Here is a 23053-nt window from a genome sequence, read left to right as displayed (position 1 = left end):
GTGCATGAGAGGAGATTTTGAGTGGTCTATACCCTGTTGATCATCACCGGGATGGTGACTGGCTTTCTGTCCGGCCTGCTCGGCGTTGGCGGTGGGTTTCTGATGGTGCCCGTGTTCATCGTTCTGCTTCCCTTGCAGTTTCCCCTGGAGATGGCAACGCTTCCGCAAGTGGCGGTTGCCACGGCGCTGGCCGCCACCGTGCCGGCGACGGCCAGCGCCGTCTATGCCCAATACAAGCGCGGCGCATTGCCCATCGCCTGGGTGAAGCGCCTTGCGCCGTCCGCGGCGATGGGCGCTGCCGTGGGTGCCGTGGCTGCCGGCCTGGTACACGGTGTGTGGGTGGCCCTGGTATTCAGCCTCTACGCCGCGTACTTCGGTCTGCGCATGCTGCGGGGCGCTGGCGCCTCTCGTGCTGCCGTGGATGCGTCCGCGTCCCCGCAGCTGATACAGCGCATTTCGCCGCGTGCCATCGGCGGGATGATCGGCATGTTCAGTGCGACAGCGGGCGTGGGCGGGGCAAGCTTGACGATCCCCTATCTGCTGGCGCAGCGTGACCGCATCGAAATGCGCAATGCCGTCGCGGCGGGGAGTGCCGTGGGTCTCTCCATTGCACTCGTGGGCGCATTTGCTTTTGCATTGGGCCCCACCCCGGAGATCACAGCGATGCCGGGGCTGCTTGGCCTGGTGTGCTGGACCGCCGCCATCGCGGTGGCCGTACCGGCAGCGTTCCTCGCGCCCTGGGGTGTTTCCGTCTCGCATCGCTTGCCCACCCAGCGTTTGAAGCGGGCGTTCGGACTCGTGATGCTCCTGGGCGCGGTGATCACGGTGTGGAAGGTCTTCGGTTGATGGCGGCGGCACCCTCCGTTCCATCCGCTTCATCCATTTCTGCGCGCACGATGCAGCGCCGCGCGCAGTGGGTCGGCGAGGCGAGCGAGGGCATCCTTCTGGTCGAGGGGCCGGACGGAACGACCGAACTGGTCGCGGCCATCGCCGGGGTGGTCGGTTGGCGCTCCTCTGCTCTGCGCTGCTGCGACGTCGCGGCGCGCGAAGGCCTGCCGGGGCGGCTTGCGGTTGACCCGCTCACCGATGTCCTGGTGTACCGTGAGGACCTGCATTCGCGGGAGACGACCGGGATCGGGCCGGCCGTCGCGCATTTCCGCGGGCAGTTGGCGTCGGTGCATCGCCTTTGCGGTTTGAGCGCCATGGAAAGCGATCGCCACCAGGACCCCGTGCATGGTCTGGTTGCGTTGCACGATCTGTTCGCGCATTGCGCGCCTGCGCAGTTGAGCGTGCGGGGAGTCGAGGCCGGATCGCAAGCCACACGCCTGCTCAATGGCGTGTGCTGTCTGCTCTTCGAGGTCCTGGCTTTGCGAATGCCGGGCCATCCGGAAGAGGCGGTGCTGGCGCGTCTGCGGGATGACGTGGATGTCGTGCTTCCACGCACGCCCGCCGGGCTGGTGATTCGGAACACCCTGGCGATCCTCCTGGAAACTGTCCGCACGCGGGACTGCTTGCCGGAGTCTTGCCGCCTCGTGAATCACGACGAACGTGCCTGCTACATGTTCATGGATGCAAGCGAATGGTCATCCGAACTGGGGCGGTATCACTTCGAGAACGAGTTGGGGTACATGGCCGGATGTTTTCAGGCACTGCGGCGTCTCATGTCGTTGGGCCGGGCTCCGCTGACGGCAGACACGCTCCTCGAGATTCACGATGTCGCGATCGGCAACGCATTCAGGAGGGTTCCGACTCCCATGCAGGAGCGCTTCCAGAAAGGATACCGTTCCAGGGCCGTGTCATTCCCCCTGATCGAGGGCCGCAACCACACTGCGGCGGGCCTGGAAGAGTTTCTGGCATCGCCGGATGCCGGCACGGGCTGGATCACCATCGGGGAGCGCGAGGAGGGTGGTGGGCTGCAGCTGACGGCGAACGCCAAGCATTCGCTCGACTGTGGGTGTAAAGCGGCGGACATCCTGGCCCATTACTATCGCCAACTCGACAGAATCGATGCGGGCGCACCGGACGCTGAGGAGATGCGAGTCGCCGCAACGGTGCGTTGCTGCCAGAGCCTGGATCGCAACCATCTGTTCGTGGATGCCAATATCCGGACCATCGGTTACCTGTGCCTGAACAAGTTCCTGTGGGATCTCGGGATGGAGCCCGCGGTGCTGGAGTACCCGAAGGTTCTCGACATGTGCTCGGTGGCGCAGGTGGTCGAGGCGGTGCGTCGCGGGCAGCAGAGGTTTCGCCAACTGCAAGGGACGGGACGGCGGCCCTAGCATGGCGCAATGGATTTGTTCATTCTTTGGAGAGCTTCATGACGCAATTGAGTGCCATTCTGGAGGAGCAGCAGAAGTACTACGACGATCGCGCACCGGAGTACGACGACTGGTGGTATCGCCGGAATGCCTTCGACGAAGGCGTGGAGGCCAATGCGCGCTGGCACTCCGAGGCGGCCATCGTCGATGAGGCGCTGCAGGCGGCGGATCTGGGCGGAGACGTGCTCGAATTCGCTGGCGGTACCGGGATATGGAGCCGCAAGCTCTTGCGGACGGCCAAGACCCTGACCATTGTGGATGGCTCGCCGCAGATGCTCGCCCTCAATGCCGCTGCCGGCGATCCCCGGGTGGCACTGGTTCAGGCGGATATCTTCCAGTGGCGGGCGGACAGGGTTTTCGACGCTGTCGCGTTCGGCTTCTGGATATCGCACGTGCCGCGAAATCTGTTCGACGAGTTCCTGTCATCGGTGGCTGTCCACCTTCGCCAGGGCGGCAAGTTCTTCTTCGTGGACAACTGTCAGCGTCCCGAGGCCGTGGCGCCCCATGTGCTGGGGCTCAGCGGTGAACTCATGACGCGCAAGCTGGTGAATGGCCAGACCAGCACGATCGTGAAGAACTACTACACGAGCGAAGAAATCGCCGCCGCGTGCGCTAAAGCGGGCCTGACCGTCGAGGTCCATGAGACACCGTCGCTCTTCCAGTACGGCGTCGGAAGGCGGGGCTGATGCGCGGTCCCGCCGCTGTGCACGAATGCGCCGGCTTCATTCCATGAAACGATCGGCGGGACAGGACACGGGCGCGAAGCGAGTTCGATGAAGCTGCTGGTGCTCTCTGATCTGCACGCCGATCGGAGCGCGTTCCGGTGGCCAGACAACGTCGATTTCGACGTGGCCATCGTGGCGGGTGACATCCTCTCGCCGGGGAGGGCGTCGGTCGATTGGCTGCTCCAATGCGCGGCGGCCAGCGGTCGCCCCGTGGTGTTCGTGCCGGGAAACCACGAGTACTACGGCACCGTTCTCGAACATGAACTCGAGGCCATGCGTGCGCGGGCAGCGCATGGCCCTGTCCATCTGCTCGACGGCGACGAGCTGCAAATGGCGGGCGTGCGTTTTCTGGGATGCACGCTCTGGACGGATTTTTGTCTCCGCCTCCGATCCGATGAACCGGATGCACCGCCTGGCTTGCAGGCGGCAGACCCCGCACGCGCCATGGGCGCGGCGGCGCGCACCCTCAATGAGTACCGGAGCATCCGTTGCGAGCCGCCTGGCCCTGAAGCACCGCTCATCCGGGCGCTGAGGCCCGCAGACACAGCCGACCGCCATCGCCGCGACCGGCAGTGGTTACTGTCGAGGCTGCGCATGCCGTTTCAAGGGCCCACGGTGGTCGTCACCCACCATGCGCCCCATCGGGGCTCGTTGAGCGAAGACTTCGCCTCGGATTGGGTGTCCCCGGCGTTCGTCAACGAACTTCCGGACGCCTGTTTCCAAGGGGCCGCGCTCTGGATCCACGGGCACACGCACCGCTCCTTCGACTACCGTGTCGGGCCATGCCGGGTGATCTCGAATCCACGAGGCTATGTGCGCGGCTCGGGCGAAAGCGAGAACGAGGCGTTCAATGGCGCGTTGGTGATTTCGGTCTGATGCGGTGCTCGCGCAGTGCGCGAGCGCCCCTCACATTCCCGAATAGTTCGGCCCGCCCCCGCCTTCGGGTGTCACCCACACGATGTTCTGGGTCGGGTCCTTGATGTCGCAGGTCTTGCAGTGCACGCAGTTCTGCGCGTTGATCTGCAGCCGCTGCGCGTTGGCGCCCCGGGCTTCGTCGGGAACGAATTCATACACGCCCGCGGGGCAGTAGCGGGCTTCGGGCCCGGCGTATTTCGCCAGGTTGACGTTCACCGGCACGCTCGCGTCCTTGAGCGTCAGGTGCACGGGCTGGTTCTCGGCGTGGTTGGTGTTGCTGATGAACACGCTGGAGAGCCGGTCGAAGGTGAGCTTGCCGTCGGGCTTGGGGTAGACGATGGGCTCGCACTCGGCGGCGGGTTTCAGGTAGGCGTGGTCGGGCTTGTCGCGGTGCAGGGTCCAGGGGATGTTGCCCCGGAGCACGAGCTGCTCGATGCCGTTCATCAGCGTGGCGGTGGCCAGGCCCTTCTTGAACCAGGCCTTGAAGTTGCGGGCCTTGTTCAGCTCGGTGTGCAGCCAGCTGTTCTCGAAGGCCTGGGGATAGGCCGCGAGTTCGTCGTGCTGGCGGCCGGCGCGCAGGGCCTCGTAGGCGGCCTCGGCGGCGAGCATGCCGGTCTTGATGGCGGCGTGGCTGCCCTTGATGCGGCTCACGTTCAAAAAGCCCGCGTCGCAGCCCACCAGTGCGCCGCCCGGGAAGACGAATTTGGGCAGCGACAGCAGCCCGCCGGCGGTGATGGCGCGCGCGCCATAGCCGATGCGCTTGCCGGGCTTGATGCCCTTGGACTCGTCGCCCTCCAGGTAGTAGCGGATGTTGGGGTGGGTCTTCCAGCGCTGGAATTCCTCGAAGGGGCTCAGGTAGGGGTTGGCGTAGTCCAGGCCGGTGATGAAGCCGAGCGTGACCTTGTTGTCCTCGGCGTGGTAGAGGAAGGCGCCGCCGTAGGTGTCGCACTGCATGGGCCAGCCGGCGGTGTGCAGCACGAAGCCGGGCTGGTGGCGCTTCGGGTCGATCTCCCAGACTTCCTTGACGCCGATGCCGTAGCTCTGCGGATCGCGCCCCTCATCGAGCTTGAAGCGCGCGATGAGCTGCTTGCCCAGGTGGCCGCGCGCGCCTTCGGCGAAGAAGGTGTACTTGGCGTGCAGCTCCATGCCGAGCTGGAAGTCGCCCGTGGGCTCGCCGTCCTTGCCCACGCCCATGTTGCCGGTGGCCACGCCCTTGACGGAGCCGTCCTCGTTGTAGAGCACCTCGGCGGCGGAGAAGCCCGGGAAGATCTCCACGCCCAGTTCCTCGGCCTGCGCGCCCAGCCAGCGCACGACGTTGCCGAGGCTGACGATGTAGTTGCCGTGGTTCTGGAAGCACTCGGGCAGCACGAAGTTGGGCGTGCGCCAGGAGGATTTCTCGCCGAGGAAGACCATGGCGTCCTCGGTGACGGGCTGGTTCAGCGGGGCGCCGCGCTCCTTCCAGTCGGGAATCAGCTCGGTGAGCGCGCGCGGGTCCATGATGGCGCCCGAGAGGATGTGCGCGCCGGGCTCGGAGCCTTTCTCCAGCACCACCACCGAGACGTCCTGCCCGTTCTGTGCGGCCAGTTGCTTGAGGCGGATGGCGGCCGAGAGGCCGGCGGGGCCGCCGCCCACCACGACCACGTCGTATTCCATGGCCTCCCGGGGGCCGTATTGGGCAAGGATCTCTTCTTTCGTCATGGGTGGACTCGTCTCGGCATTTGATAATTGGAGCGAAAGCACGCGGCCGGAGCGTGGGGCCTGCGCGCGCGGTGCGCGGCCCATTGTATGCATCGGCAGCGCGATAATCGAACGATCGTTCTATTTTTCCTTCTGGAGGCATTACCCCATGGCATACACCATCGACTTGTCCGGCCGCGTGGCCCTGGTGACCGGAGCCTCCAGCGGCCTGGGCGAGCAGTTCGCCCGCACGCTGGCGCGCGCGGGGGCGGGCGTGGTGCTGGCCAGCCGGCGCCTGGAGAAGCTCAAGGAGCTGCGCGCGCGCATCGAGGGCGAGGGCGGCGACGCGCACGTGGTGGAGCTGGACGTGACCGACCACGATTCCATCAAGGCCGCCGTGGCGCACGCCGAGACGGAGATGGGCTCCATCGACATCCTGGTGAACAACTCGGGCGTGTCGACCACGCAGCGCATCCAGGACGTGACGCCCGATGACTTCGACTTCGTCTTCGACACCAACGTGCGCGGCGCCTTCTTCGTGGCGCAGGAGGTGGGCAAGCGCATGCTGGCGCGCTCGCGCGGGGCCGCGCCGGGCAGCTTCACGGGCGGGCGCATCGTCAACATCGCGTCGATGGCGGGGCTCAAGGTGCTGCCGCAGATCGGCGCCTATTCGATGAGCAAGGCGGCGGTGGTGCACATGACGCGCGCCATGGCGCTGGAGTGGGGGCGGTTCGGCATCAACGTGAACGCCATCTGCCCGGGCTACATCGACACCGAGATCAACCACCACCACTGGCAGACCGAGCAAGGCCGCAAGCTGGTGGACATGCTGCCGCGCAAGCGCGTGGGCGAGCCGCGCGACCTCGATGCGCTCATCGTGATGCTGGCGAGCGACCAGAGCCATTTCGTGAACGGCGCGGTGATCGCGGCGGACGACGGTTTCGCCATCTGATGCCCACGGGCATCCTCGCCGGGCTCGCCGCGGGCGCGCTCTGGGGGCTGGTGTTCGTGGCGCCGCAACTGGCGCGCGGCTTCGCGCCGGTGGACCTCACCTCCGGCCGCTTCATCGCCTATGGCGCGGTGGCGGTGGGCATGATGCTGTGGGGCGCGCTGCGCGGCCGCGCGGGCGTGCCGCGGCGCCGGCCCACGGCGCGGCAGGCGGGCGCGGCGCTGTGGCTGAGCGTGCTCGGCTTCACGGGCTACTACCTGCTGCTGGTGCTGGCGATCCGCGACGCGGGCGCGCCGCTGCCCGCGCTCATCATCGGCACGATCCCCGTGTGGGTGATGGTGCTGGGCAAGCCGCGCGGCCTGCGCTGGGGGGCGCTGGCGCCGGGGCTGCTGCTGACCATCGCGGGCATCGTGCTGATGGCCTGGGCGCCGCATGGCGCGCCGGACGGCGGCGGCGGCGCGGCATCGCCGCGTTCCTGGCGCGGCATCGGCATCGCGGTGGTGGCGCTGGTGTTCTGGACGGCCTTCGCCCTCCTCAACGCGCGCTGGCTGCGGCGCCACCCCGAGGTGCGCGCCACCGACTGGGCCAACTGGCTGGGCGTGGCCACGGGCCTGGGCGGCGTGCTGCTGTGGCTGGTGGCCGGCAGCGCGCCGGCGGACGTGGCCGCGCGGCCGGGCCTGGGGGCTTTCCTGGGGGTGTGCGTGGCGATCGGGTTCGGATCGAGCTGGCTGGCCACCATCCTCTGGAACGTGGCCAGCCAGCGGCTGCCCGCGAGCCTGTGCGGGCAGCTCATCGTGAGCGAGACGCTGTTCGCGATCGTGTATTCGTTCGCGCTGGACGGCCACTGGCCGGCCCCGCTGCAGTGGGGGGCGTGCGCGCTGTTCACGCTGGGCATCCTGGCCTCGATCAACGCCCACCGGTAGACCGTGAACAGGTTCCCGGGGGAGGCCGGCGGTGTACGTAAGCACGTGCGGGTGATCGAAAGCAATTGTTGCCATTTCCATTTTTTTGCTATTGAAATAGAAGCAATAAACCGATGAGGGACGGCGACCCTCATCGGTTTTCTGGAAAGGTTGCATATTCCGCCCATCGGAAAAGTTGATTGCGGCCATAGTCTGCGCCCCCTTGCTGCGGGGTTCGTTCCGCCGGGATGATTCGCTCCCCATCAACAACAGGAGTGGAGTCGTCCCATGCAGATGAAAACCCTATTGGCCGCAGCGGTGGTGCTGCACGGCGCCCTGGCGCCGGCGGCCTTCGCGCAGTCGGTGCTGACGCGCGACAACGGCGCCCCGGTCGGCGACAACCAGAACTCGCAGACGGCCGGCCCCAACGGCCCGAGCCTGCTGCAGGATGTGCAGCTGATCCAGAAGCTGCAGCGCTTCGACCGCGAGCGCATCCCCGAGCGCGTGGTGCACGCGCGCGGCACGGGCGTGAAGGGCGAGTTCACGGCCCAGGAGGACATCTCGGCGCTGACCAAGGCCAAGCTGTTCCAGCCCGGCGAGCGCACGCCGGTGTTCGTGCGCTTCTCGTCGGTGGTGCACGGCAACCATTCGCCCGAGACGCTGCGCGACCCGCGCGGCTTCGCCACCAAGTTCTACACGAGCGAGGGCAATTTCGACCTGGTGGGCAACAACTTCCCCACCTTCTTCATCCGCGACGCGATCAAGTTCCCCGACATGGTCCACGCGTTCAAGCCCGATCCGCGCACCAACCTCGACGACGACTCGCGCCGCTTCGACTTCTTCTCGCACGTGCCGGAAGCCACGCGCACGCTCACGCTGCTCTACTCGAACGAGGGCACGCCCGCGGGCTACCGCTTCATGGACGGCAACGGCGTGCACGCCTACAAGTTCGTGAACGCGCAGGGCCAGATCCACTACGTCAAGTTCCGCTGGAAGAGCCTGCAGGGCATCAAGAACCTCGACCCCAAGCAGGTCGAGCAGGTGCAGGGCAAGGACTACAGCCACATGACCAACGACCTGGTCAACGCGATCAAGCAGGGCGATTTCCCCAAGTGGGACCTGTACATCCAGGTGCTCAAGCCTGAAGACCTCGCCAAGTTCGAGTTCGATCCGCTGGATGCGACCAAGATCTGGCCCAACGTGCCCGAGCGCAAGATCGGCCAGATGGTGCTGAACAAGAACGTGGACAACTTCTTCCAGGAGACCGAGCAGGTGGCGATGGCCCCGGCCAACATCGTGCCCGGCATCGAGCCCTCCGAGGATCGCCTGCTGCAGGGCCGCGTGTTCTCGTACGCCGACACGCAGCTCTACCGCGTGGGCACCAACGGCCTCTCCCTGCCCGTGAACCGCCCCCGCGTGGCCGTGAACAACGGCAACCAGGACGGCACGCTGAACTTCGGCCACACGACCAGCGGCGTGAACTACGAGCCCAGCCGCCTGGAGCCGCGTCCGCAGGACCCGACGGCGCGCTACAGCCAGCTGCCGCTCACGGGCACCACCCAGCAGGCCAAGATCGCCAGGGAGCAGAACTTCAAGCAGGCCGGCGACCTGTACCGCGGTTACAGCAAGAAGGAGCAGCAGGACCTGATCCAGAGCTTCGGTGAGTCGCTCGCGGGCGCCGATGCCGAGAGCAAGAACATCATCCTGTCGTTCCTCTACAAGGCCGATCCCGAGTACGGCACGGGCGTGACCCGCGTGGCCAAGGGCGACATCGCCCGGGTGAAGCAGCTCGCCGCCGCCCTGAAGGACTGATCCCACGGCGGATCGCAGCGGCGCGGCGCGACGGTTCCATCCGGTGCGCCGCGCTTTTTTTCATGCACGCCTGCGTGCATCCATGCAATCACCGGAGACCCTTCACATGCGCAGCCCCCACCTGCTTCTCGTGTGCATTGCCGCCGGCCTGATGGCCAGCGCCTCGGGCGCCGCGACACAGACCCCTTCCCCCGCGCCCGCGCCAGTGGCGGCCGCATCCGCCCCGGCGGACGCGGCCCGCGTCCAGGCGCAATTGCGCCAGTATTTCTTCGATGCCGCGCGCCAGGGCCGGCGCGACATGCTGGCCGAGTTCATCCAGGCCCGCTACGACCTCAATGCGCGCGACGCGCAGGGCTATACCGCGCTCATCCTGGCCGCCTACCACGGCCACCGCGACGTGGTGGAGCAACTGCTGCAGGCCGGCGCCGACCCGTGCGCTCAGGACCGGCGCGGCAACACGGCGCTGATGGGCGCGATCTTCAAGGGCGAGTTGGTCATCGCCAAGCGCCTCGTGCAGGCCGATTGCGCGCCCGACCAGCGCAACAACGCCGGCCAGACGGCCGCCATGTATGCCGCGCTGTTCCAGCGCACCGAGCTGCTGCAGGCGCTGGCCGCCAAGGGCGCCGACCTGAACGCCAAGGACGCGCGCGGCAACGACGTCACGCAGTTGCAGCGCGGGGAATTCGCCCCCGCGCCGGCGCGCTGAAAGGCGGGGTGCTGAGGCCATGGGGAAGACGCTTTGGGAGCGTTTCAGGCGCCATGTCGCCGATTTTGCTGGGTTGTTTGCTATAAAAAATATAGTGAATGGGTGGCTGGAGCGGTGGATCAGGCTCCGCCACTTCCCACCACGCGCAGCCGGTCGGCATTCGCGGCCAGCCATTCATTGGCCAGCGTGGATGCCGGGGGCACCGCGTGTTCCTGGTCGGGGTGGAAATCGCGGCGCAGGTAGCGCAGCAGCGCGGGCAGGCTGCGCCAGGCGACGCCATCGCGGCCCCAGAAGAACCGCAGGGCGCTCAGCCACGTGCCGGGGCGCCACAGGTGGCCGTCGCGCCGGAGGTTGATCGCGGTCTGCCGCATCGCGTCCACCAGGAAGACGAGGCCCACGTAGAGGTACCAGCGCACCCGCCATGCGTTGCTGCCGCCCAGGGCGCGGTAGAGGTCGAAGGCCACGGCGCGGTGCTCGGTTTCCTCGGCGGCGTGCCAGCGCCACACGGTCTGCATGGGCGCGTGGGCGCCGTCGAGCCAGCGCGGGTAGCGCAGCGTGCCGTCCGCCAGCAGGGCGGTGAAGTGCTCGTAGGCGCAGGTGATGGCGAGCGCGTGCAGCGGATGGGCGGTGCGCCGGTGCAGGAAGGTGATGCGGGCGCGCGACCAGTGCTGCCAGCGGTTGTCCAGCCCCTGGCGCTCCAGCTCGGCGTTGTAGAGCCCGTGGATGTGGCGGTGCGTGGCCTCCTGGCCGGTGAAGCCGCGCGCCAGGGCGCGCATCTCGGCATGGCGGGGATGGCCCGCGTCCAGCCGCTCCAGCGCGTTGCGCACGGAGTCGATGAAGAACTGCTCGCCCACGGGAAAGCTCATCGAGAGGGCATTGAATAACTGCGTGCGGAACGCATCGCCGCCGTGCCAGTGGCGCGGAAAGCCGGAGGCCAGATCGACGGAGAGCTTGCGCACGGGCAGGAGGGCGGGGGCGTCTGGGCGGGGCATGGGCGGGGTTTCCAGGGCGGTGGTGGGCCGCAGCATTTGCGCGGCGGCGTGTTTCTGAGCATTATTCAGTTTTGGCCCCGGGGCGCTACTCGCCTTGGGCTCAGGTTTCACGCCCACCGCCATGAAGAAGACCAAACCCCCCGCAAACCCCGCCGGCATGCGCCGCCAGCCCATGCAGGAGCGCGCGCGCCAGACCATCGAGGCGATTTTCGGCGCCACGGCTCGGATTGTGGACAACGAAGGCGAGCCCGCCCTGACGACCAACCGGATGGCCGAGGTGGCGGGGGTTTCCATCGGCACGCTCTACCAGTACTTCCCGTCCAAGGAGGCCGTGCTGCTGGCCATGGTGGAGCGCGAGCGCGGCCGGGTGCAGCAGGCGCTGCATGCGCTGATCGACGACGGCGTGGCGCGGCAGCGGCCCGTGCGCGAGGTGCTCGCGGAGGTGGTGCGGCTGCTGGTGTCGGCCTTCGGCACGGGCGGGCATTCGAGCGCGCGCCGGGCCATGGTGCGGCTGGGCTGGCGCATCGACCAGCACGACCGCTTCACCGCCGCGCTGCGCGAGGGCGCGGAGCGCAATGCGATGGCGCTCGCGCGGCTGGTGGAGGCGGGCGACGGGTCGATCCGCCCGCCCACGCCGGCGATGATGTTCGTCGCCACGCGCGCGGTGATGGGCGCGATCCGCAGCGCCTCGCTGGAGAACTCGCCCCTGCTGGGCCAGCCGGCCTTCGAGGACGAACTGGTGCGCATGCTCTGGGGCGTGCTGCGCTCCGACGATTGATGCCCGCCGTTGCGAAGCGCGGGGCAGGGCCCGCGCTTCAGGTCACGGGCGCCGGGTTGAACAGCACGAGGGCGTTGGCGAGCTTCCAGTGCTCGGCCCAGGTCTTCCTGCGGCCGCTGGCCACGTCGAGCATGAGGTGGAACAGCTCCCAGCCCACGTCCTCGATGCTCGCCTCGCCATCGGCGATGCGCCCCGCGTTCACGTCCATCAGGTCGTGCCAGCGGCGGGCGAGGTCGCTGCGCGTGGCCACCTTGATCACCGGCACTTCCGCCAGCCCGTAGGGCGTGCCGCGGCCCGTGGTGAACACGTGCAGGTTCATGCCCGCGGCCACCTGCAGAGTGCCGCAGATGAAGTCGCTCGCGGGCGTGGCCGCGTAGGTCAGGCCCTTGCGCGTGAGCTTGTCGCCCGGCGAGAGCACGCCGGTGATGGGCGCGCTGCCGCTCTTGACGATCGAGCCCATGGCCTTCTCGACGATGTTGGACAGGCCGCCCTTCTTGTTGCCCGGCGTGGTGTTGGCGCTGCGGTCCACGCGGCCCTGGTTCAGGTAGGCGTCGTACCAGGCCATTTCGCGGATCATGGCCTCGGCCACTTCGGGGCTGCTGGCGCGCGAGGTGAGCTGGTCGATGCCGTCGCGCACCTCGGTGACCTCGGAGAACATCACCGTGGCGCCCGCGCGCACCAGCAGGTCGGTGCACCAGCCCACGGCCGGGTTGGCGGTCACGCCGCTGAAGGCGTCGCTGCCGCCGCACTGCACGCCCACCACCAGTTCGCTGGCGGGCACGGTCTCGCGGCGGCGGCGGTTCAGCCGCTCCAGGTGCTGCTCGGCCTGCCGCATGACGGAGTCCACCATGGACATGAAGCCCACGTGCGCCTCGTCCTGCAGGCAGACCACGTCGAGCGGAGCCTCCTGCAGCGTGCGCTCGTCCACCAGGGGGATGGAGCCCGGGGGCAGCAGGCGCTCGGGCTGCAGCTTCTCGCAGCCCAGGCTGACCACCATCACCTCGCCGCCGAAGTTGGGGTTGAGGCTGATATTGCGCAGCGTGCGGATGGGGATCACCGCGTCGGGCGCGTCGATGGCCACGCCGCAGCCGTAGGTGTGCGCCAGCGCCACCACGTCATCGACGTGGGGATACTTGGGCAGCAGCTCGGCCTTGATGCGCCGCACGGCGAATTCGGTCACGCCGGCCACGCACTGCACGGTCTCGGTGATGGCCAGGATGTTGCGCGTGCCCACGGAGCCGTCGGCGTTGCGGTAGCCCTCGAAGGTATAGCCCTCCAGCGGGGCTGGCGCGGGCGGGCGCACGGTGGCGATGGGCAGGCCGTCCAGCTCGGGGGCGGTGGGCATGCGCATGACCTTCTCGTGCACCCAGCTGCCGCGCGGCAGGGCCTTGAGGGCGTAGCCGATCACCACGTCGTAGCGGCGGATGGCGTCGCCCTCGGCCAGGTCGGTCAGCGCCACCTTGTGGCCCTGGGGCACGGTGTCCACCAGCCGCAGGCCGTCCGCGAACGCGGTGCCGGCCGGCAGGCCGCCGTCGTTGGCGACGATGGCTACGTTGTCGGCCTCGTGGATCTTGATGTAGAGCGGGGGGCGGGAGAGGGGCGGGTTCATGGTGGGCGGTTTTCGGTGGGCAGATTCTCAGAACGCGTTCACGATCTCACGTCGGTGATTCATGTCCATGGTGTTCGGCACCCGCGAGACGGCGGAAGGCGCGAAGCGCCACAGGGGGTTGTCGTTGCATCATGGCTTCAGTTCGATGCGCTGGATGTCCTGGACGATGACGAGGTACGCGAACACGGTCACGAGTGCGTTCAGGCCCACGAAGACCAGGGCGCCGCCGAAGGAATGCGTCGCCGCCAGGATGTATCCGATGACGATGGGCGTGACGATACCGGCAATGGCCCCGAAGGTGTTGAAGATGCTGCCGGCCAGCCCCATGACCTCCTTGGGCGCCACGTCGGCCATCACGGCCCAGCCGAACGCCCCGAAGCCCTTGCCGAAGAAGGCGAGCGCCATGATGCCGACGATCATCCAGTCCGCGTCCACGTAGTTGCACAGGATCATGCTCACCGACATCAGCATGCCGATCACGATGGGCGTCTTGCGGGCCGCCGTGAGCGAGTAGCCGCGCCGCAGCATCCAGTCGGAGAACAGGCCGCCCAGCACGCCGCCGGCGAACCCGCAGATGGCCGGCAGCGACACCATGAAGCCCGCCTTCAGGATGGACATGTGCCGCTCCTGCACCAGATAGACCGGGAACCAGGTGAGGAAGAAATACGTGAGCACGTTGATCGAGAACTGGCCCAGGTAGATGCCCATGAGCATGCGGTGGGTGAGCAGCTGCCGGATGTGCGAGGCCGTCCGGCCCCGGGGCGCGGCGCCGGCCGCGCGGGCGGGCTGCTCGCCCTCGTGGATCAGGCCGCCGCCGGCCGCGATGTGGTCCAGCTCGGCGCGGTTGACGGCCGGGTGCCGCGCGGGGCTGCGCACCATGCCCCACCATGCCGCCGCCAGGGCCATGCCCACCGCGCCCATCGACACGTACACCCAGTGCCAGCCGAACCAGTGCGTCATGGCCGCCATCAGCGGCGTGAAGACCACGGCCGCGAAATACTGGGCCGAGTTGAAGATGGCCGACGCGGTGCCGCGCTCCTGCGTGGGGAACCAGCTCGCCACCACCTTCGCGTTGGCCGGGAACGCGGGCGCCTCCGCGATGCCCACGCAAAAGCGCATCGCGAACAGGACCACCATGGCCGTGGCGGCCGAGGTCATGATGCCCACCGTGGCCTGCAGCAGCGTGAAGGCCGACCAGAAGAAGATGCTGGCCGCATAGACCTTGCGCGCGCCGAAGCGGTCCAGCAGCCAGCCGCCCGGCACCTGCGAGAGCACGTACGCCCAGCTGAAGGCCGAGAAGATGTAGCCCATCTGGATGGCGTCGAACCCGAACTCCCGGCCCATCGTGGGGCCGGTGATCGAGAGCGTGGCGCGGTCCGCGTAGTTGAAGGTGGTGACGATGAAGACCATCAGCAGCACCCAGTAGCGCACGCGGGTGCGCGAGGCATCGGGGATGGCGGAGGCCGTGGCGGTGAATGCGGAGGACATGGCGTATTGGGGGGCGTGGTGTGTTCTGGAGGAGGGCGCCAGCGCGGCGTCAGGCGCGCTGCCCGAATTCGACCGACTCGCGGGTCCAGCCCCGGGCCTGCTCGCTCAGGCTCAGGCCGAGGCCCGGCCGGGTGGGCACCAGCATGCGGCCATCGCGGATTTCGAGGCGCTCGTTGAACAGCGGCTCCAGCCAGTCGAAGTGCTCCACCCAGGGCTCGGTGGCGTACACGGCACCCAGGTGCACGTGCAGCTCCATCGCGAAGTGCGGGCCCAGGCTGAGGCCCGCCTGCTCGGCCTGCGCGGCGATCTTCAGGAAGGGCGTGATGCCGCCCACGCGCGGCGCGTCGGGCATGAGGTAGTCGGCGGCGCGGTGGCGGATCAGCTCGCCGTGCTCGGCCGCGCTGGTGAGCATCTCGCCGGTGGCGATGGGGGTGTCGAACTGCGCGGCCAGCGCCGCGTGGCCCTCGAAGTCGTAGGCGTCGAGCGGCTCCTCGATCCAGACGAGGTTGTATTGCTCGAAGATGCGGCACATGCGCTGCGCGGTGGGGCGGTCCCACTGCTGGTTGGCATCGACCATGAGGGGCGCGGCATCGCCCAGGTGTTTGCGCACGGCCTCCACGCGCTGCACGTCGATCGTGCCGTCGGGCTGGCCCACCTTGAGCTTGATGCCGCCGATGCCGCGCCCGATCGAGGCGCTGGCGTTGCGCAGCAACTGGTCCAGCGGCGTGTGCAGGAAGCCGCCCGAGGTGTTGTAGCAGCGCACCGAATCGCGCTGCGCGCCCAGCAGCTTGGACAGCGACAGGCCCGCGCGGCGTGCCTTGAGGTCGTAGAGCGCGACGTCGAAGGCGCCGATCGCCTGCACCGCCATGCCGCTGCGCCCCACGGAGGCGCCGGCCCAGCAGAGCTTGGTCCACAGGCGCGAGATGTCGCTCGGGTCTTCGCCGAGCAGCGCGGGCGCGACCTCCTTGACGTGCGCGTACTGGCCGGGGCCGCCCGCCCGTTTCGAGTAGCTGAAGCCCAGCCCGCGGTGCCCGTCCTTCGACTCGATCTCCGCGAACAGCATGGCGATCTCCGTCATGGGCTTCTGGCGGCCGGTGAGCACCTTGGCGTCGCTGATGGGATTGGCCAGCGGCAGATAGCAGGACGAGAGGCGGACCCAGGCGATGCTGTCGCTGGAGGTGGCGGGGGCGGTGGATGCGGCGGGAGCGGAGGGCGTCATGGAGGGGGCTATTGCAGGAGGAGAAAAGCGGCGGCGCGCGCAGGGCGCCTGCCGCGGGGGAGGGGTCAGTCGATCGTGATCTTTCCGGTCTCGATCACCTTCTTCCAGCGGGCGTACTCCTGCCGCTGGAAGGCGGCGAACTGCTCGGGCGTGTTGGCCACGATCTCGAAGCCGATCGAGACGAACGGCTCCCGGACCTTCGGGTCGTTGAGCGCTTCGATGAATGCGGCATGGGCCTTCTCGCGCACGGCGGCGGGCAGCCCCTTCGGCGCGACGATGGCCTGCCAGGAGGCAACCTCGACGTTCTTCACCCCGGCCTCGGCCAGCGTGGGCACGTCGGGCAGCACCGGCGATCGGCGGGGGCTGGTGACGGCCAGCGCGCGCATCTTGCCGCCCTTGATGTACTGCATCACCGCGTTGATGTTCTGGAACGAGGCATCCACCTGCCCGCCGATCAGGTCGGTGTGCGCGGGGGCGCCGCCCTTGTAGGGGATGTGCACGCCCCGGGTGCCCGTCTGCTGCCAGAACAGCTCGGCCGTCAGGTGGTCGCTGGAGCCGTTGCCGGCCGAGGCGAAGCTCATCGTGCCGGGGTGGGCCTTCTGGTGGGCGATGACGTCGGCCACGCTCTTGTGGGGCGAGTTGGCCGGCACCACCAGCACGTTGGGCGACTGCACCGCGACCGTGATGAGGTCGAAATCCTTCAGCGGGTCGTAGGGCAGGCTCTTGAGCAGGTGCGGCACGATCACCAGCGGGCCGAGCGAGGTCACGAGGAAGGTGGCGCCATCCGGGGCGGCGCGCTGCGCGAAGGTGGCGCCGATGGTTCCGGTGGCCCCGGGGCGGTTGTCCACGAGGAAGGACTGCTTGAACTTTTCCGTGAGGCGGGGGCCGACGGCGCGGGCCACCTGGTCGGTGGAGCCGCCCGGCGGGAAGGGCACCACCAGGGTGACGGGTTTCTCCGGCCAGGCCTGGGCGCAGGCCGCGAGCGCCGCCATGCCGAAGGAAAGCGCGGTCAGGATCTTCTTCATGCTTGTCTCCATTGCGTTGTCGTTGTGATTGATAACGTTGTCATTTTTGGGCGATGCACATGCCGATGAAAGCATCAGGGGCGGGATTTCACGGAAATCCGGGCACTAACGTTCCTGCATGTCTCGCCTGTGGAATGATATCGTTGTCATTCTTGAAGGCAACGGGTCAAACGTCAGGGATTACCCCAGGGGGCTCCCGGGCAGGGGTGGAGGCCGTGGCCGGTTCTGCTACCGTCGCCCGGTGGCGGCGCCGGACGCCGTGGCAGGGCGGGGCCGCTGCCGCGCCCGGCGCCGCGGACCGCGATCACTGGACTCCATGACTGTTCCTTCCCCATCCTCCTTCAAGCCTGCCACCCTGCACGACGTCGCGAGGGCTGCCGGCGTGTCGCCGATCACCGCGTCGCGCGCATTGAGCAATCCCGGCATCGTGTCGGAGAAGACCAAGGCGCGCGTGCAGGCGGCGGTGGAGGCGACGGGCTACATCCCCAACCTGCTGGCGGGCGGCCTCAAGTCCAAGCGCAGCCTGATGGTGGCGGGCATCGTGCCGGCGCTGTCGGTGTCGCAATTCCTGCCGACGGTGCAGTCGCTGACCACGGAGCTGGCCGCGAGCGGCTACCAGCTGATCCTGGGCCAGACCGCCTACGACGCCGCGCGCGAGGAGGCCGTGCTGAACACCATGATCAGCCGCCAGCCCGACGGCATCGTGATGATGGGCCTGGTGCAGTCCGAGAAGGCCCGCGAGCGCCTGCGCCGCTCGGGCATTCCCGTCATCGAGACCTGGGACCTGAGCGACCGCCCGGTGGACACGGTGATCGGCTTCTCGCACCTGAAGGTGGGCAGTGCCGTGGCGGGCTATTTCCTCGCCCGGGGCTGGCAGCGCATCGGCATCGCCACCGGCAGCGACCACCGGGCCCTGCAGCGGCGCGAGGGCTTCGTGGCGGCGATGGGGCGCGAGATCCCCACGGCGGTGGTGCCGGCGCCCAGCAGCCTGGAGCTGGGCCGCAAGGCGCTGGCGGAGCTGCTGGACAAGCAGCCGGGCCTGCAGGCCGTGGCCTGCAGCTCGGACACGCTGGCGCACGGCGTGCTGGTGGAGGCGCGGGCGCGGGGCCTGCGCGTGCCGGGCGACCTGGCCGTGTTCGGCTTCGGCAACGCCGAGTTCAGCGCCTACATGGAGCCCTCGATCACCACGGTGCACGTCGATGGCCCGGAGATCGGCCGGATGGCCGCCCGCATGATCCTCGACCGCCGCCAGGGCCTGCAGCCCGAGCGCACCATCCTGGACCTGGGCTTCCGGCTGATCGAGCGCGGCTCCACCGCGCCGCCGGCGTGAAGGCCTTATACGGGTTTGCAATCCAAGAGAGAACAAGGCGCGAAGCCGCAGACAGTGCTGCAGCACGGCCAGGCGAAGCAACGCCGTTATCTTTTTGATGGCGAAGTGTTCCTCGCCAATAAAGTCGTGAACACGCCAATATAGTTGTGGACACTTCAAACTTTGCGATGGGTGTGCTCACGGATACAGCCGACTCTCACCTGAGAGGGCCCGCGCATAGCCCCACGCAGCAAGTTGGCACTATTGATGCAAATAGGCTGCTCAGCTTTTTGGTTTCTTTTTGTCCCGACTCATCGGCGGTCGCTTTGCAGCGCATTGAAGTCGTTAGCGTTTTGCTGTCCAGTGCGTACTATCGGCCATCTGCTGCCGTTGCAGGTTTCTAGAAAGCGGCCACACAGGGGACTGCTCGAATCCGAAACCTGACGGACGGCCTATACGTGCTGTTCGGCCAGTGCTGCCAGTGAGATGCTCGGTGTGATGGGTCTGCTATGTGACCGAAACCAGCACAGCGCACACAAGCATGGCCTTATTACTCCTCGAACAAATCCCGCTCCTTTAGCGATTCGGCGATGTTCTTCTCCGCGTCCTGCTTGATGAGGTCGTAGAGCCTATAAGCGGGGGAGAAACGAGGGAGCGAATCGAGAATGGACTTCGCTTTTTCCAAGGCCTCCACGTCACGGGGAAACGGTTCGCCCGGCGTCCCCTGTTTTCCTCCGCTCACGGCCGCAGAATACAGTGCACTGGTGGCGGATTCGAGGCACTTACTGCCGTGCGACTTGGCCGCCGTGAGATAGCCGACGACGAAGGTCGGATTGTCCAAAGAGAATGCGTGGTCGGCCTCGCGGAGGATTTTCCCAATGAGTGAGATATCGAGGCTGTCGCCGGAGCACTTATTCCGCATGAAAGACAGCGTCCTGTCGTCCGTTGCGGAAAATACAGCGCCGAAAAGGTGCGAGGCGAAGTATTGGAACTTGTGGTCGCTGCCATCGCCACCTCTCATCCAAGACCATACGTCCTTGCACAAGTCTTCCAATGCCGCCGACTCGGCGAACCGCAAAGGCTCGTGCCCGTACGGGCCGAAGTTGCAGGGACGGAACGCGTAATCCTCCATCGAAGCCGCGTGCGCGACGCGCTTCTTGAAGAAATCCAGCGTTTCCACCGGGTACCTCACCGAAGTGGACGCGAGAAATTTCTGGATCCAATACTTTTCCAGAACCGGTATGGGGAACAGTTTGTCCAGTAGGACGCTTACCGAGCGGGAATCGAGCAGGTCGGGCGGAATCGGTCCAGGGGATTCAAAGAGGGAGAGGACCTCGTCGGCAACATGCTCGGAACCACAGAAATTCGTGGCTCCTATGAGCTCCAACGCTTTCGCGGCGTCCAACGCCCCGACATGGCGTAACTCGCCCGCCGCAGTCGCAACTTCGTATTCGTCGTCTGAAGAGAGAAATCCCTTCAGGGTGTCGAATTCGTATTCGCCCAGGGATGAGTTCCCAAGGACTTTGCCGAGACAGCGGGCCAGCGATGCTCTCAGTTCCGGACTCCCGGAAGCTAAGATTCTGGACGTAAACGCCCTTCCACTTGCGACGTCTTCCGAATAGATCCTCGGCAAGGCCATGGGGACGTATCGGGCGATGGCGGATTTCGGCTTTCCAAGCGCGTACTCCATGACGTATTGCGCCAAGGAGTTTGTGCCGGCGAGCAGTTCGTGGAGCAGGACGTGGGGCGAAGCATTCCTATTCAGTTTTATTTCTTCGACCCTCGCCAGGGTCGACGCTACGAAGTGCACAATCGCCTCCGGGTTCTGGAAGGTGTCGGCTATCTCTGCTGCGGTGTGCCGGATGGTCGCCTCCCATTCCTCTTGCCTGGTTTCGAAATTCGAATCTTCGACCAGGTGCCCATACCCGTCGACGAACGCGCGTATCGTCCGGAATTCGAGGCTGTCCGGGGTAAGGGCGAATATCTCGTTTGCTACGTAGCTTGTCCTGCCGCTGGCGAATTTCGCGTGCCAAGAGATCGAAGTAAGCAGTTCGAACCAGACGAACGGATCCAGTATCGACGACAGCACCTTACCCTTAATTGATTCCAAAGTGCCAACGAATTCGTCGGTCCAACGCTCGCGGTCCGTCTCCGGAACGGCAGCCCCGAATAGACCCATCGGATACCTGAGCGCATCGGAAAGCGCCCTCGCGGATAGGATCGCGACGTCCAACCGCTCGGATTCGAGTCGGGCGATTGCAGCGGAAATCACATCTTTTCGCAGCGAAGCAACGGCTTCCTGCCTCACGAAGTACGGGCTGAACGAAAACGCACGGCCATTCGAAGACGTGGTGTGGCCTTCGGTTTGGAGGATTCCGCTCAGGAAGTCATATGGCGTGTACGCACCGTTCCACGAGTCGGGGTAATCCAAGAGCGACAGTCCGAATCCGACGACCTCGGCGTTGTACTCGACCGACTTATTGGGCTCCACCGCGCAGAGTTCCTTCAGTATGCGGATGGCGTGGCTGGGGTGTTGGTGCAACTGCCTTTCGTCCGATTTCCCCAATTCCCACAGGCAACCGCAGGCTCGTTGCAAGTGCTCGAAATTGTAGGCGGCGTACTTGACGAGTTCCGGCAGGTCCTTGGGAATCCTGCCTTCGGCGATGCTTTGTTCGGCAAACTGAAGCGCCCTCGTGGGCTGGTAGTACGCGACGGACGTCATTGCCTTGAAATGCTTGTCGCCGTATTCCCCCGTGGGCCGCAATTGCTGCCACAGCCCATCGAGCAATCGGCTGCTGGCGGTGTTTCCACTCGACAGCCGCCAATCTAGCTTCCCGAGGTTTAGCAGAACGTGCTCCACGAGTGATTGCGGCGACGCGGCGAAGATCTTTTCTGCATAGCCGGACGACGCGCCGTTCTCGGTTACACAGTTCTGCTCAATGATGTAGTCGGCGAGGAGATCCGGAGCGAGCCTGTACGTCAGGCCCCGCTTGAACGCTACGCCGCCCGTTACCAGGGTCTTGACGAGGCGATTGCTGTCCGCGACGGAGATTCCTTCGGCATCCTCCAGCAGTTTCAGGAGCCCGGCGTCGTCCGGGCTGAACGGTTGGACCAATGCCAGGACTCTCAGGATGGAGAGGATGGCCTCCCTGTCCTTGCCTTGGGCTAGGTCTCCCGCGATCACCTGCTGGAAGCGGGCCAGAAGGGTCGTTCGGAACGCGCCTTCGGTGCTCAGGAGTTCCGGATGCAACTTCTCCTTCGCCACGATCTGGGCCGCGACGACCGTGGCCAACGGGCAGTCGAGGGTGTAGCGGCTCACCGCTTCGGCCGCCGATTCTGGGCCGCCGTACTCCTTCAGAACTTGGGCCGCGAGTTCGACCGACTGCTTCTGAGACAGCGGTTCGAGGCTGATTTGGAAAGTGTAGGGAGGCTGGAGAAGGACGGCGGCCGCCTGCAACCTGATCCGCTCGAGGCCGTACGTCCGGAGGGAAAGGACCGCTCGCGCCGAATTCTTAGGATTAGCGACGTAGGCGAAAAGCATGGGGAGATCGTCTCGGTCGTGAGCGTCGTCGACGACCAAGAGTTTTTCGGCTTGCCCGAGACTCTCTAGATGCTTCGTAGAAAGCTCCTCCGTAGCGGAAAGGACTTTAACTAGTATTCCCGGCTTCGCGTCTTGGTAATCGGCGAGGGCTTGGTACAGTAAACGGGATTTCCCTGACCCACCGGAGCCGGTCAGCAGGGTGACGAGTCGATCCTTGTCGCGGATGCTGTCGAATAGGTTTGCGAGTTCCTCGCTCCGTCCCACCAGTTGCCACAGGTGGTTGAATGCGCGCTCCTTGCGCAGGAACGCGGAGAAGAAGTCCTCGACGGACATCCAAGGGCCGGCCTCGACTTCGCCGAGCAACGCGAGTCGCTGCCCGGGGAAAAAGATGTCCACCAAGCGAATTTGCTCCGACTTCGAGATCTGGCGAATCCGTTTTGCGACGTCCTCTTTGTCCCACAGTTCCCAATCGGGATGGACGGCAATCGCGTCCCTCGCCTGCGGGCTGGCGATTCTCGTGAGCAGCAGGACTTTCTTGTCGGCGTGACGGACGTGTGCTTTGACGGCCGCTTCGACCTTCGCTGCGCCGAACTCCTTATGCCTCTTGCATTGATAGGTGCGTATCGTCCCATCTTGCAAAACGGCCTCGATATCCAGGCCGTCCTGCTTGTGGCCGGTCCCGCCGAACCGGTGCACGTCGGCGGTCGGGTTGAGTGCGGAGATGAAGAAGTCGCAAAACCGTTCGAAACCTTCCGCGCTCAGGGAGTCGATTGGAAACGGTTGGTCGAAACTGACCGTCGTCGTTTGCGGATCTAGCCCACGCTCGCTCACGTTCTCTAGATCCTCGGGGCTTACGGATAGCACGTGCGCGAGCCGAAGCATGTCCTTCGCCCTGGGGCGAGATGTGCCGGCCTCCCATCGGCTAACTGTTTGCTGCCGGACGCCCATCGCTATGGCCAATTCTCTTTGCGTCTCAATTCCCGCTTGGATTCGGAATTGTTGGAGGCGATGGCCAAAGTCGGTCGCCCTAGCATCGTTAGTCGTACTCATATCATGTGTGCAAAATGTTTTGAACACATGATGTGAGT

Annotated in this window: 17 protein-coding genes; 10 read left to right on the top strand and 7 right to left on the bottom strand. The window is 66.3% G+C overall.

Annotated features, from left to right (window positions below):
• The first annotated feature begins 21 nt into the window (after positions 1–21).
• The 4 genes from AX018_RS17330 to AX018_RS17315 all read left to right on the top strand — a co-directional run bounded on the left by AX018_RS17330 (position 22) and on the right by AX018_RS17315 (position 3919).
• On the top strand, positions 22–846 hold the full coding sequence (locus tag AX018_RS17330; protein WP_211322464.1) for a sulfite exporter TauE/SafE family protein: 825 nt from the start codon (positions 22–24) through the stop codon (positions 844–846).
• 50 nt (positions 847–896) lie between these two features.
• Positions 897–2279 carry a hypothetical protein gene (locus tag AX018_RS17325; RefSeq protein WP_111879739.1) on the top strand — a complete coding sequence of 461 codons (1383 nt, stop codon included), beginning with the start codon at positions 897–899 and terminating at the stop codon, positions 2277–2279.
• A gap of 38 nt (positions 2280–2317) precedes the next feature.
• A complete protein-coding gene (locus AX018_RS17320) occupies positions 2318–3004 on the top strand; it encodes a class I SAM-dependent methyltransferase (RefSeq protein WP_013594555.1) in 687 nt (228 codons plus the stop codon).
• 87 nt (positions 3005–3091) lie between these two features.
• Complete coding sequence (locus AX018_RS17315; RefSeq protein ID WP_111879736.1) at positions 3092–3919, top strand: metallophosphoesterase; 828 nt, start codon at positions 3092–3094, stop codon at positions 3917–3919.
• A gap of 30 nt (positions 3920–3949) precedes the next feature.
• Here AX018_RS17315 and AX018_RS17310 read toward each other — a convergent pair whose 3' ends face one another.
• Complete coding sequence (locus tag AX018_RS17310) at positions 3950–5656, bottom strand: electron transfer flavoprotein-ubiquinone oxidoreductase (RefSeq protein WP_111879734.1); 1707 nt, start codon at positions 5654–5656, stop codon at positions 3950–3952.
• A gap of 148 nt (positions 5657–5804) precedes the next feature.
• Here AX018_RS17310 and AX018_RS17305 point away from each other — a divergent pair, with 148 nt between their 5' ends.
• From AX018_RS17305 to AX018_RS17290, 4 genes are all read left to right on the top strand, one after another.
• Entirely contained in the window at positions 5805–6587 is a 783-nt protein-coding gene (locus AX018_RS17305) for an SDR family oxidoreductase (RefSeq protein ID WP_111879731.1), read from the top strand.
• A complete protein-coding gene (locus AX018_RS17300) occupies positions 6587–7507 on the top strand; it encodes a DMT family transporter (protein ID WP_111879729.1) in 921 nt (306 codons plus the stop codon). The genes AX018_RS17305 and AX018_RS17300 overlap by 1 nt, the downstream gene beginning before the upstream one ends.
• A 273-nt stretch (positions 7508–7780) precedes the next feature.
• Positions 7781–9298: a catalase KatB gene (katB, locus tag AX018_RS17295; RefSeq protein WP_211322466.1), complete on the top strand. Its 1518-nt coding sequence runs from the start codon at positions 7781–7783 to the stop codon at positions 9296–9298.
• A gap of 106 nt (positions 9299–9404) precedes the next feature.
• Positions 9405–10004, top strand: coding sequence for an ankyrin repeat domain-containing protein (locus tag AX018_RS17290; protein ID WP_111879724.1), 600 nt, complete (start codon positions 9405–9407; stop codon positions 10002–10004).
• A gap of 119 nt (positions 10005–10123) precedes the next feature.
• On the opposite strand, the gene AX018_RS17285 is transcribed toward AX018_RS17290, so the two are convergent.
• The gene (locus AX018_RS17285) at positions 10124–10996 is read right to left on the bottom strand and encodes a metal-dependent hydrolase (RefSeq protein WP_111879764.1); all 873 of its coding nucleotides are present in this window, start codon (positions 10994–10996) and stop codon (positions 10124–10126) included.
• Positions 10997–11117: 121 nt separating this feature from the next.
• On the opposite strand from AX018_RS17285, the gene AX018_RS17280 reads away from it, so the two are divergent.
• Positions 11118–11774 (top strand): TetR/AcrR family transcriptional regulator, encoded by a 657-nt coding sequence (locus AX018_RS17280; RefSeq protein WP_245951635.1) that lies wholly within the window; start codon positions 11118–11120, stop codon positions 11772–11774.
• Between the two features lie 37 nt (positions 11775–11811).
• On the opposite strand, the gene garD is transcribed toward AX018_RS17280, so the two are convergent.
• The 4 genes from garD to AX018_RS17260 form a co-directional block, all read right to left on the bottom strand.
• On the bottom strand, positions 11812–13383 hold the full coding sequence (gene garD, locus AX018_RS17275; RefSeq protein WP_111879721.1) for a galactarate dehydratase: 1572 nt from the start codon (positions 13381–13383) through the stop codon (positions 11812–11814).
• A gap of 129 nt (positions 13384–13512) precedes the next feature.
• Positions 13513–14871, bottom strand: coding sequence for an MFS transporter (locus AX018_RS17270; RefSeq protein WP_111879718.1), 1359 nt, complete (start codon positions 14869–14871; stop codon positions 13513–13515).
• Between the two features lie 49 nt (positions 14872–14920).
• Positions 14921–16090: an L-talarate/galactarate dehydratase gene (locus AX018_RS17265; RefSeq protein WP_111879716.1), complete on the bottom strand. Its 1170-nt coding sequence runs from the start codon at positions 16088–16090 to the stop codon at positions 14921–14923.
• A gap of 65 nt (positions 16091–16155) precedes the next feature.
• Positions 16156–17115, bottom strand: coding sequence for a Bug family tripartite tricarboxylate transporter substrate binding protein (locus AX018_RS17260; protein WP_111879713.1), 960 nt, complete (start codon positions 17113–17115; stop codon positions 16156–16158).
• A 316-nt stretch (positions 17116–17431) separates the two neighbouring features.
• Here AX018_RS17260 and AX018_RS17255 point away from each other — a divergent pair, with 316 nt between their 5' ends.
• Positions 17432–18445 (top strand): LacI family DNA-binding transcriptional regulator, encoded by a 1014-nt coding sequence (locus AX018_RS17255; RefSeq protein WP_111879710.1) that lies wholly within the window; start codon positions 17432–17434, stop codon positions 18443–18445.
• A gap of 529 nt (positions 18446–18974) precedes the next feature.
• On the opposite strand, the gene AX018_RS17250 is transcribed toward AX018_RS17255, so the two are convergent.
• The gene (locus AX018_RS17250) at positions 18975–23015 is read right to left on the bottom strand and encodes a helix-turn-helix domain-containing protein (RefSeq protein WP_111879708.1); all 4041 of its coding nucleotides are present in this window, start codon (positions 23013–23015) and stop codon (positions 18975–18977) included.
• Between the last annotated feature and the right edge of the window lie 38 nt (positions 23016–23053).

The organism is Paracidovorax anthurii (assembly GCF_003269065.1).
Taxonomy (GTDB): domain Bacteria; phylum Pseudomonadota; class Gammaproteobacteria; order Burkholderiales; family Burkholderiaceae_C; genus Paracidovorax; species Paracidovorax anthurii.
This window is presented reverse-complemented; position numbering and strand designations above follow the sequence as displayed.

Coding starts and splice junctions, on each gene's coding strand:
- AX018_RS17300 (WP_111879729.1), top strand. CDS start 6,587: ATGCCCACGGGCATCCTCGCCGGGCTCGCCGCGGGCGCGCTCTGGGGG.
- AX018_RS17305 (WP_111879731.1), top strand. CDS start 5,805: ATGGCATACACCATCGACTTGTCCGGCCGCGTGGCCCTGGTGACCGGA.
- AX018_RS17265 (WP_111879716.1), bottom strand. CDS start 16,090: ATGACGCCCTCCGCTCCCGCCGCATCCACCGCCCCCGCCACCTCCAGC.
- AX018_RS17250 (WP_111879708.1), bottom strand. CDS start 23,015: ATGAGTACGACTAACGATGCTAGGGCGACCGACTTTGGCCATCGCCTC.
- AX018_RS17290 (WP_111879724.1), top strand. CDS start 9,405: ATGCGCAGCCCCCACCTGCTTCTCGTGTGCATTGCCGCCGGCCTGATG.
- AX018_RS17255 (WP_111879710.1), top strand. CDS start 17,432: ATGACTGTTCCTTCCCCATCCTCCTTCAAGCCTGCCACCCTGCACGAC.
- katB (WP_211322466.1), top strand. CDS start 7,781: ATGAAAACCCTATTGGCCGCAGCGGTGGTGCTGCACGGCGCCCTGGCG.
- AX018_RS17280 (WP_245951635.1), top strand. CDS start 11,118: ATGAAGAAGACCAAACCCCCCGCAAACCCCGCCGGCATGCGCCGCCAG.
- AX018_RS17285 (WP_111879764.1), bottom strand. CDS start 10,996: ATGCCCCGCCCAGACGCCCCCGCCCTCCTGCCCGTGCGCAAGCTCTCC.
- garD (WP_111879721.1), bottom strand. CDS start 13,383: ATGAACCCGCCCCTCTCCCGCCCCCCGCTCTACATCAAGATCCACGAG.
- AX018_RS17310 (WP_111879734.1), bottom strand. CDS start 5,656: ATGACGAAAGAAGAGATCCTTGCCCAATACGGCCCCCGGGAGGCCATG.
- AX018_RS17260 (WP_111879713.1), bottom strand. CDS start 17,115: ATGAAGAAGATCCTGACCGCGCTTTCCTTCGGCATGGCGGCGCTCGCG.
- AX018_RS17320 (WP_013594555.1), top strand. CDS start 2,318: ATGACGCAATTGAGTGCCATTCTGGAGGAGCAGCAGAAGTACTACGAC.
- AX018_RS17325 (WP_111879739.1), top strand. CDS start 897: ATGCAGCGCCGCGCGCAGTGGGTCGGCGAGGCGAGCGAGGGCATCCTT.
- AX018_RS17270 (WP_111879718.1), bottom strand. CDS start 14,871: ATGTCCTCCGCATTCACCGCCACGGCCTCCGCCATCCCCGATGCCTCG.
- AX018_RS17315 (WP_111879736.1), top strand. CDS start 3,092: ATGAAGCTGCTGGTGCTCTCTGATCTGCACGCCGATCGGAGCGCGTTC.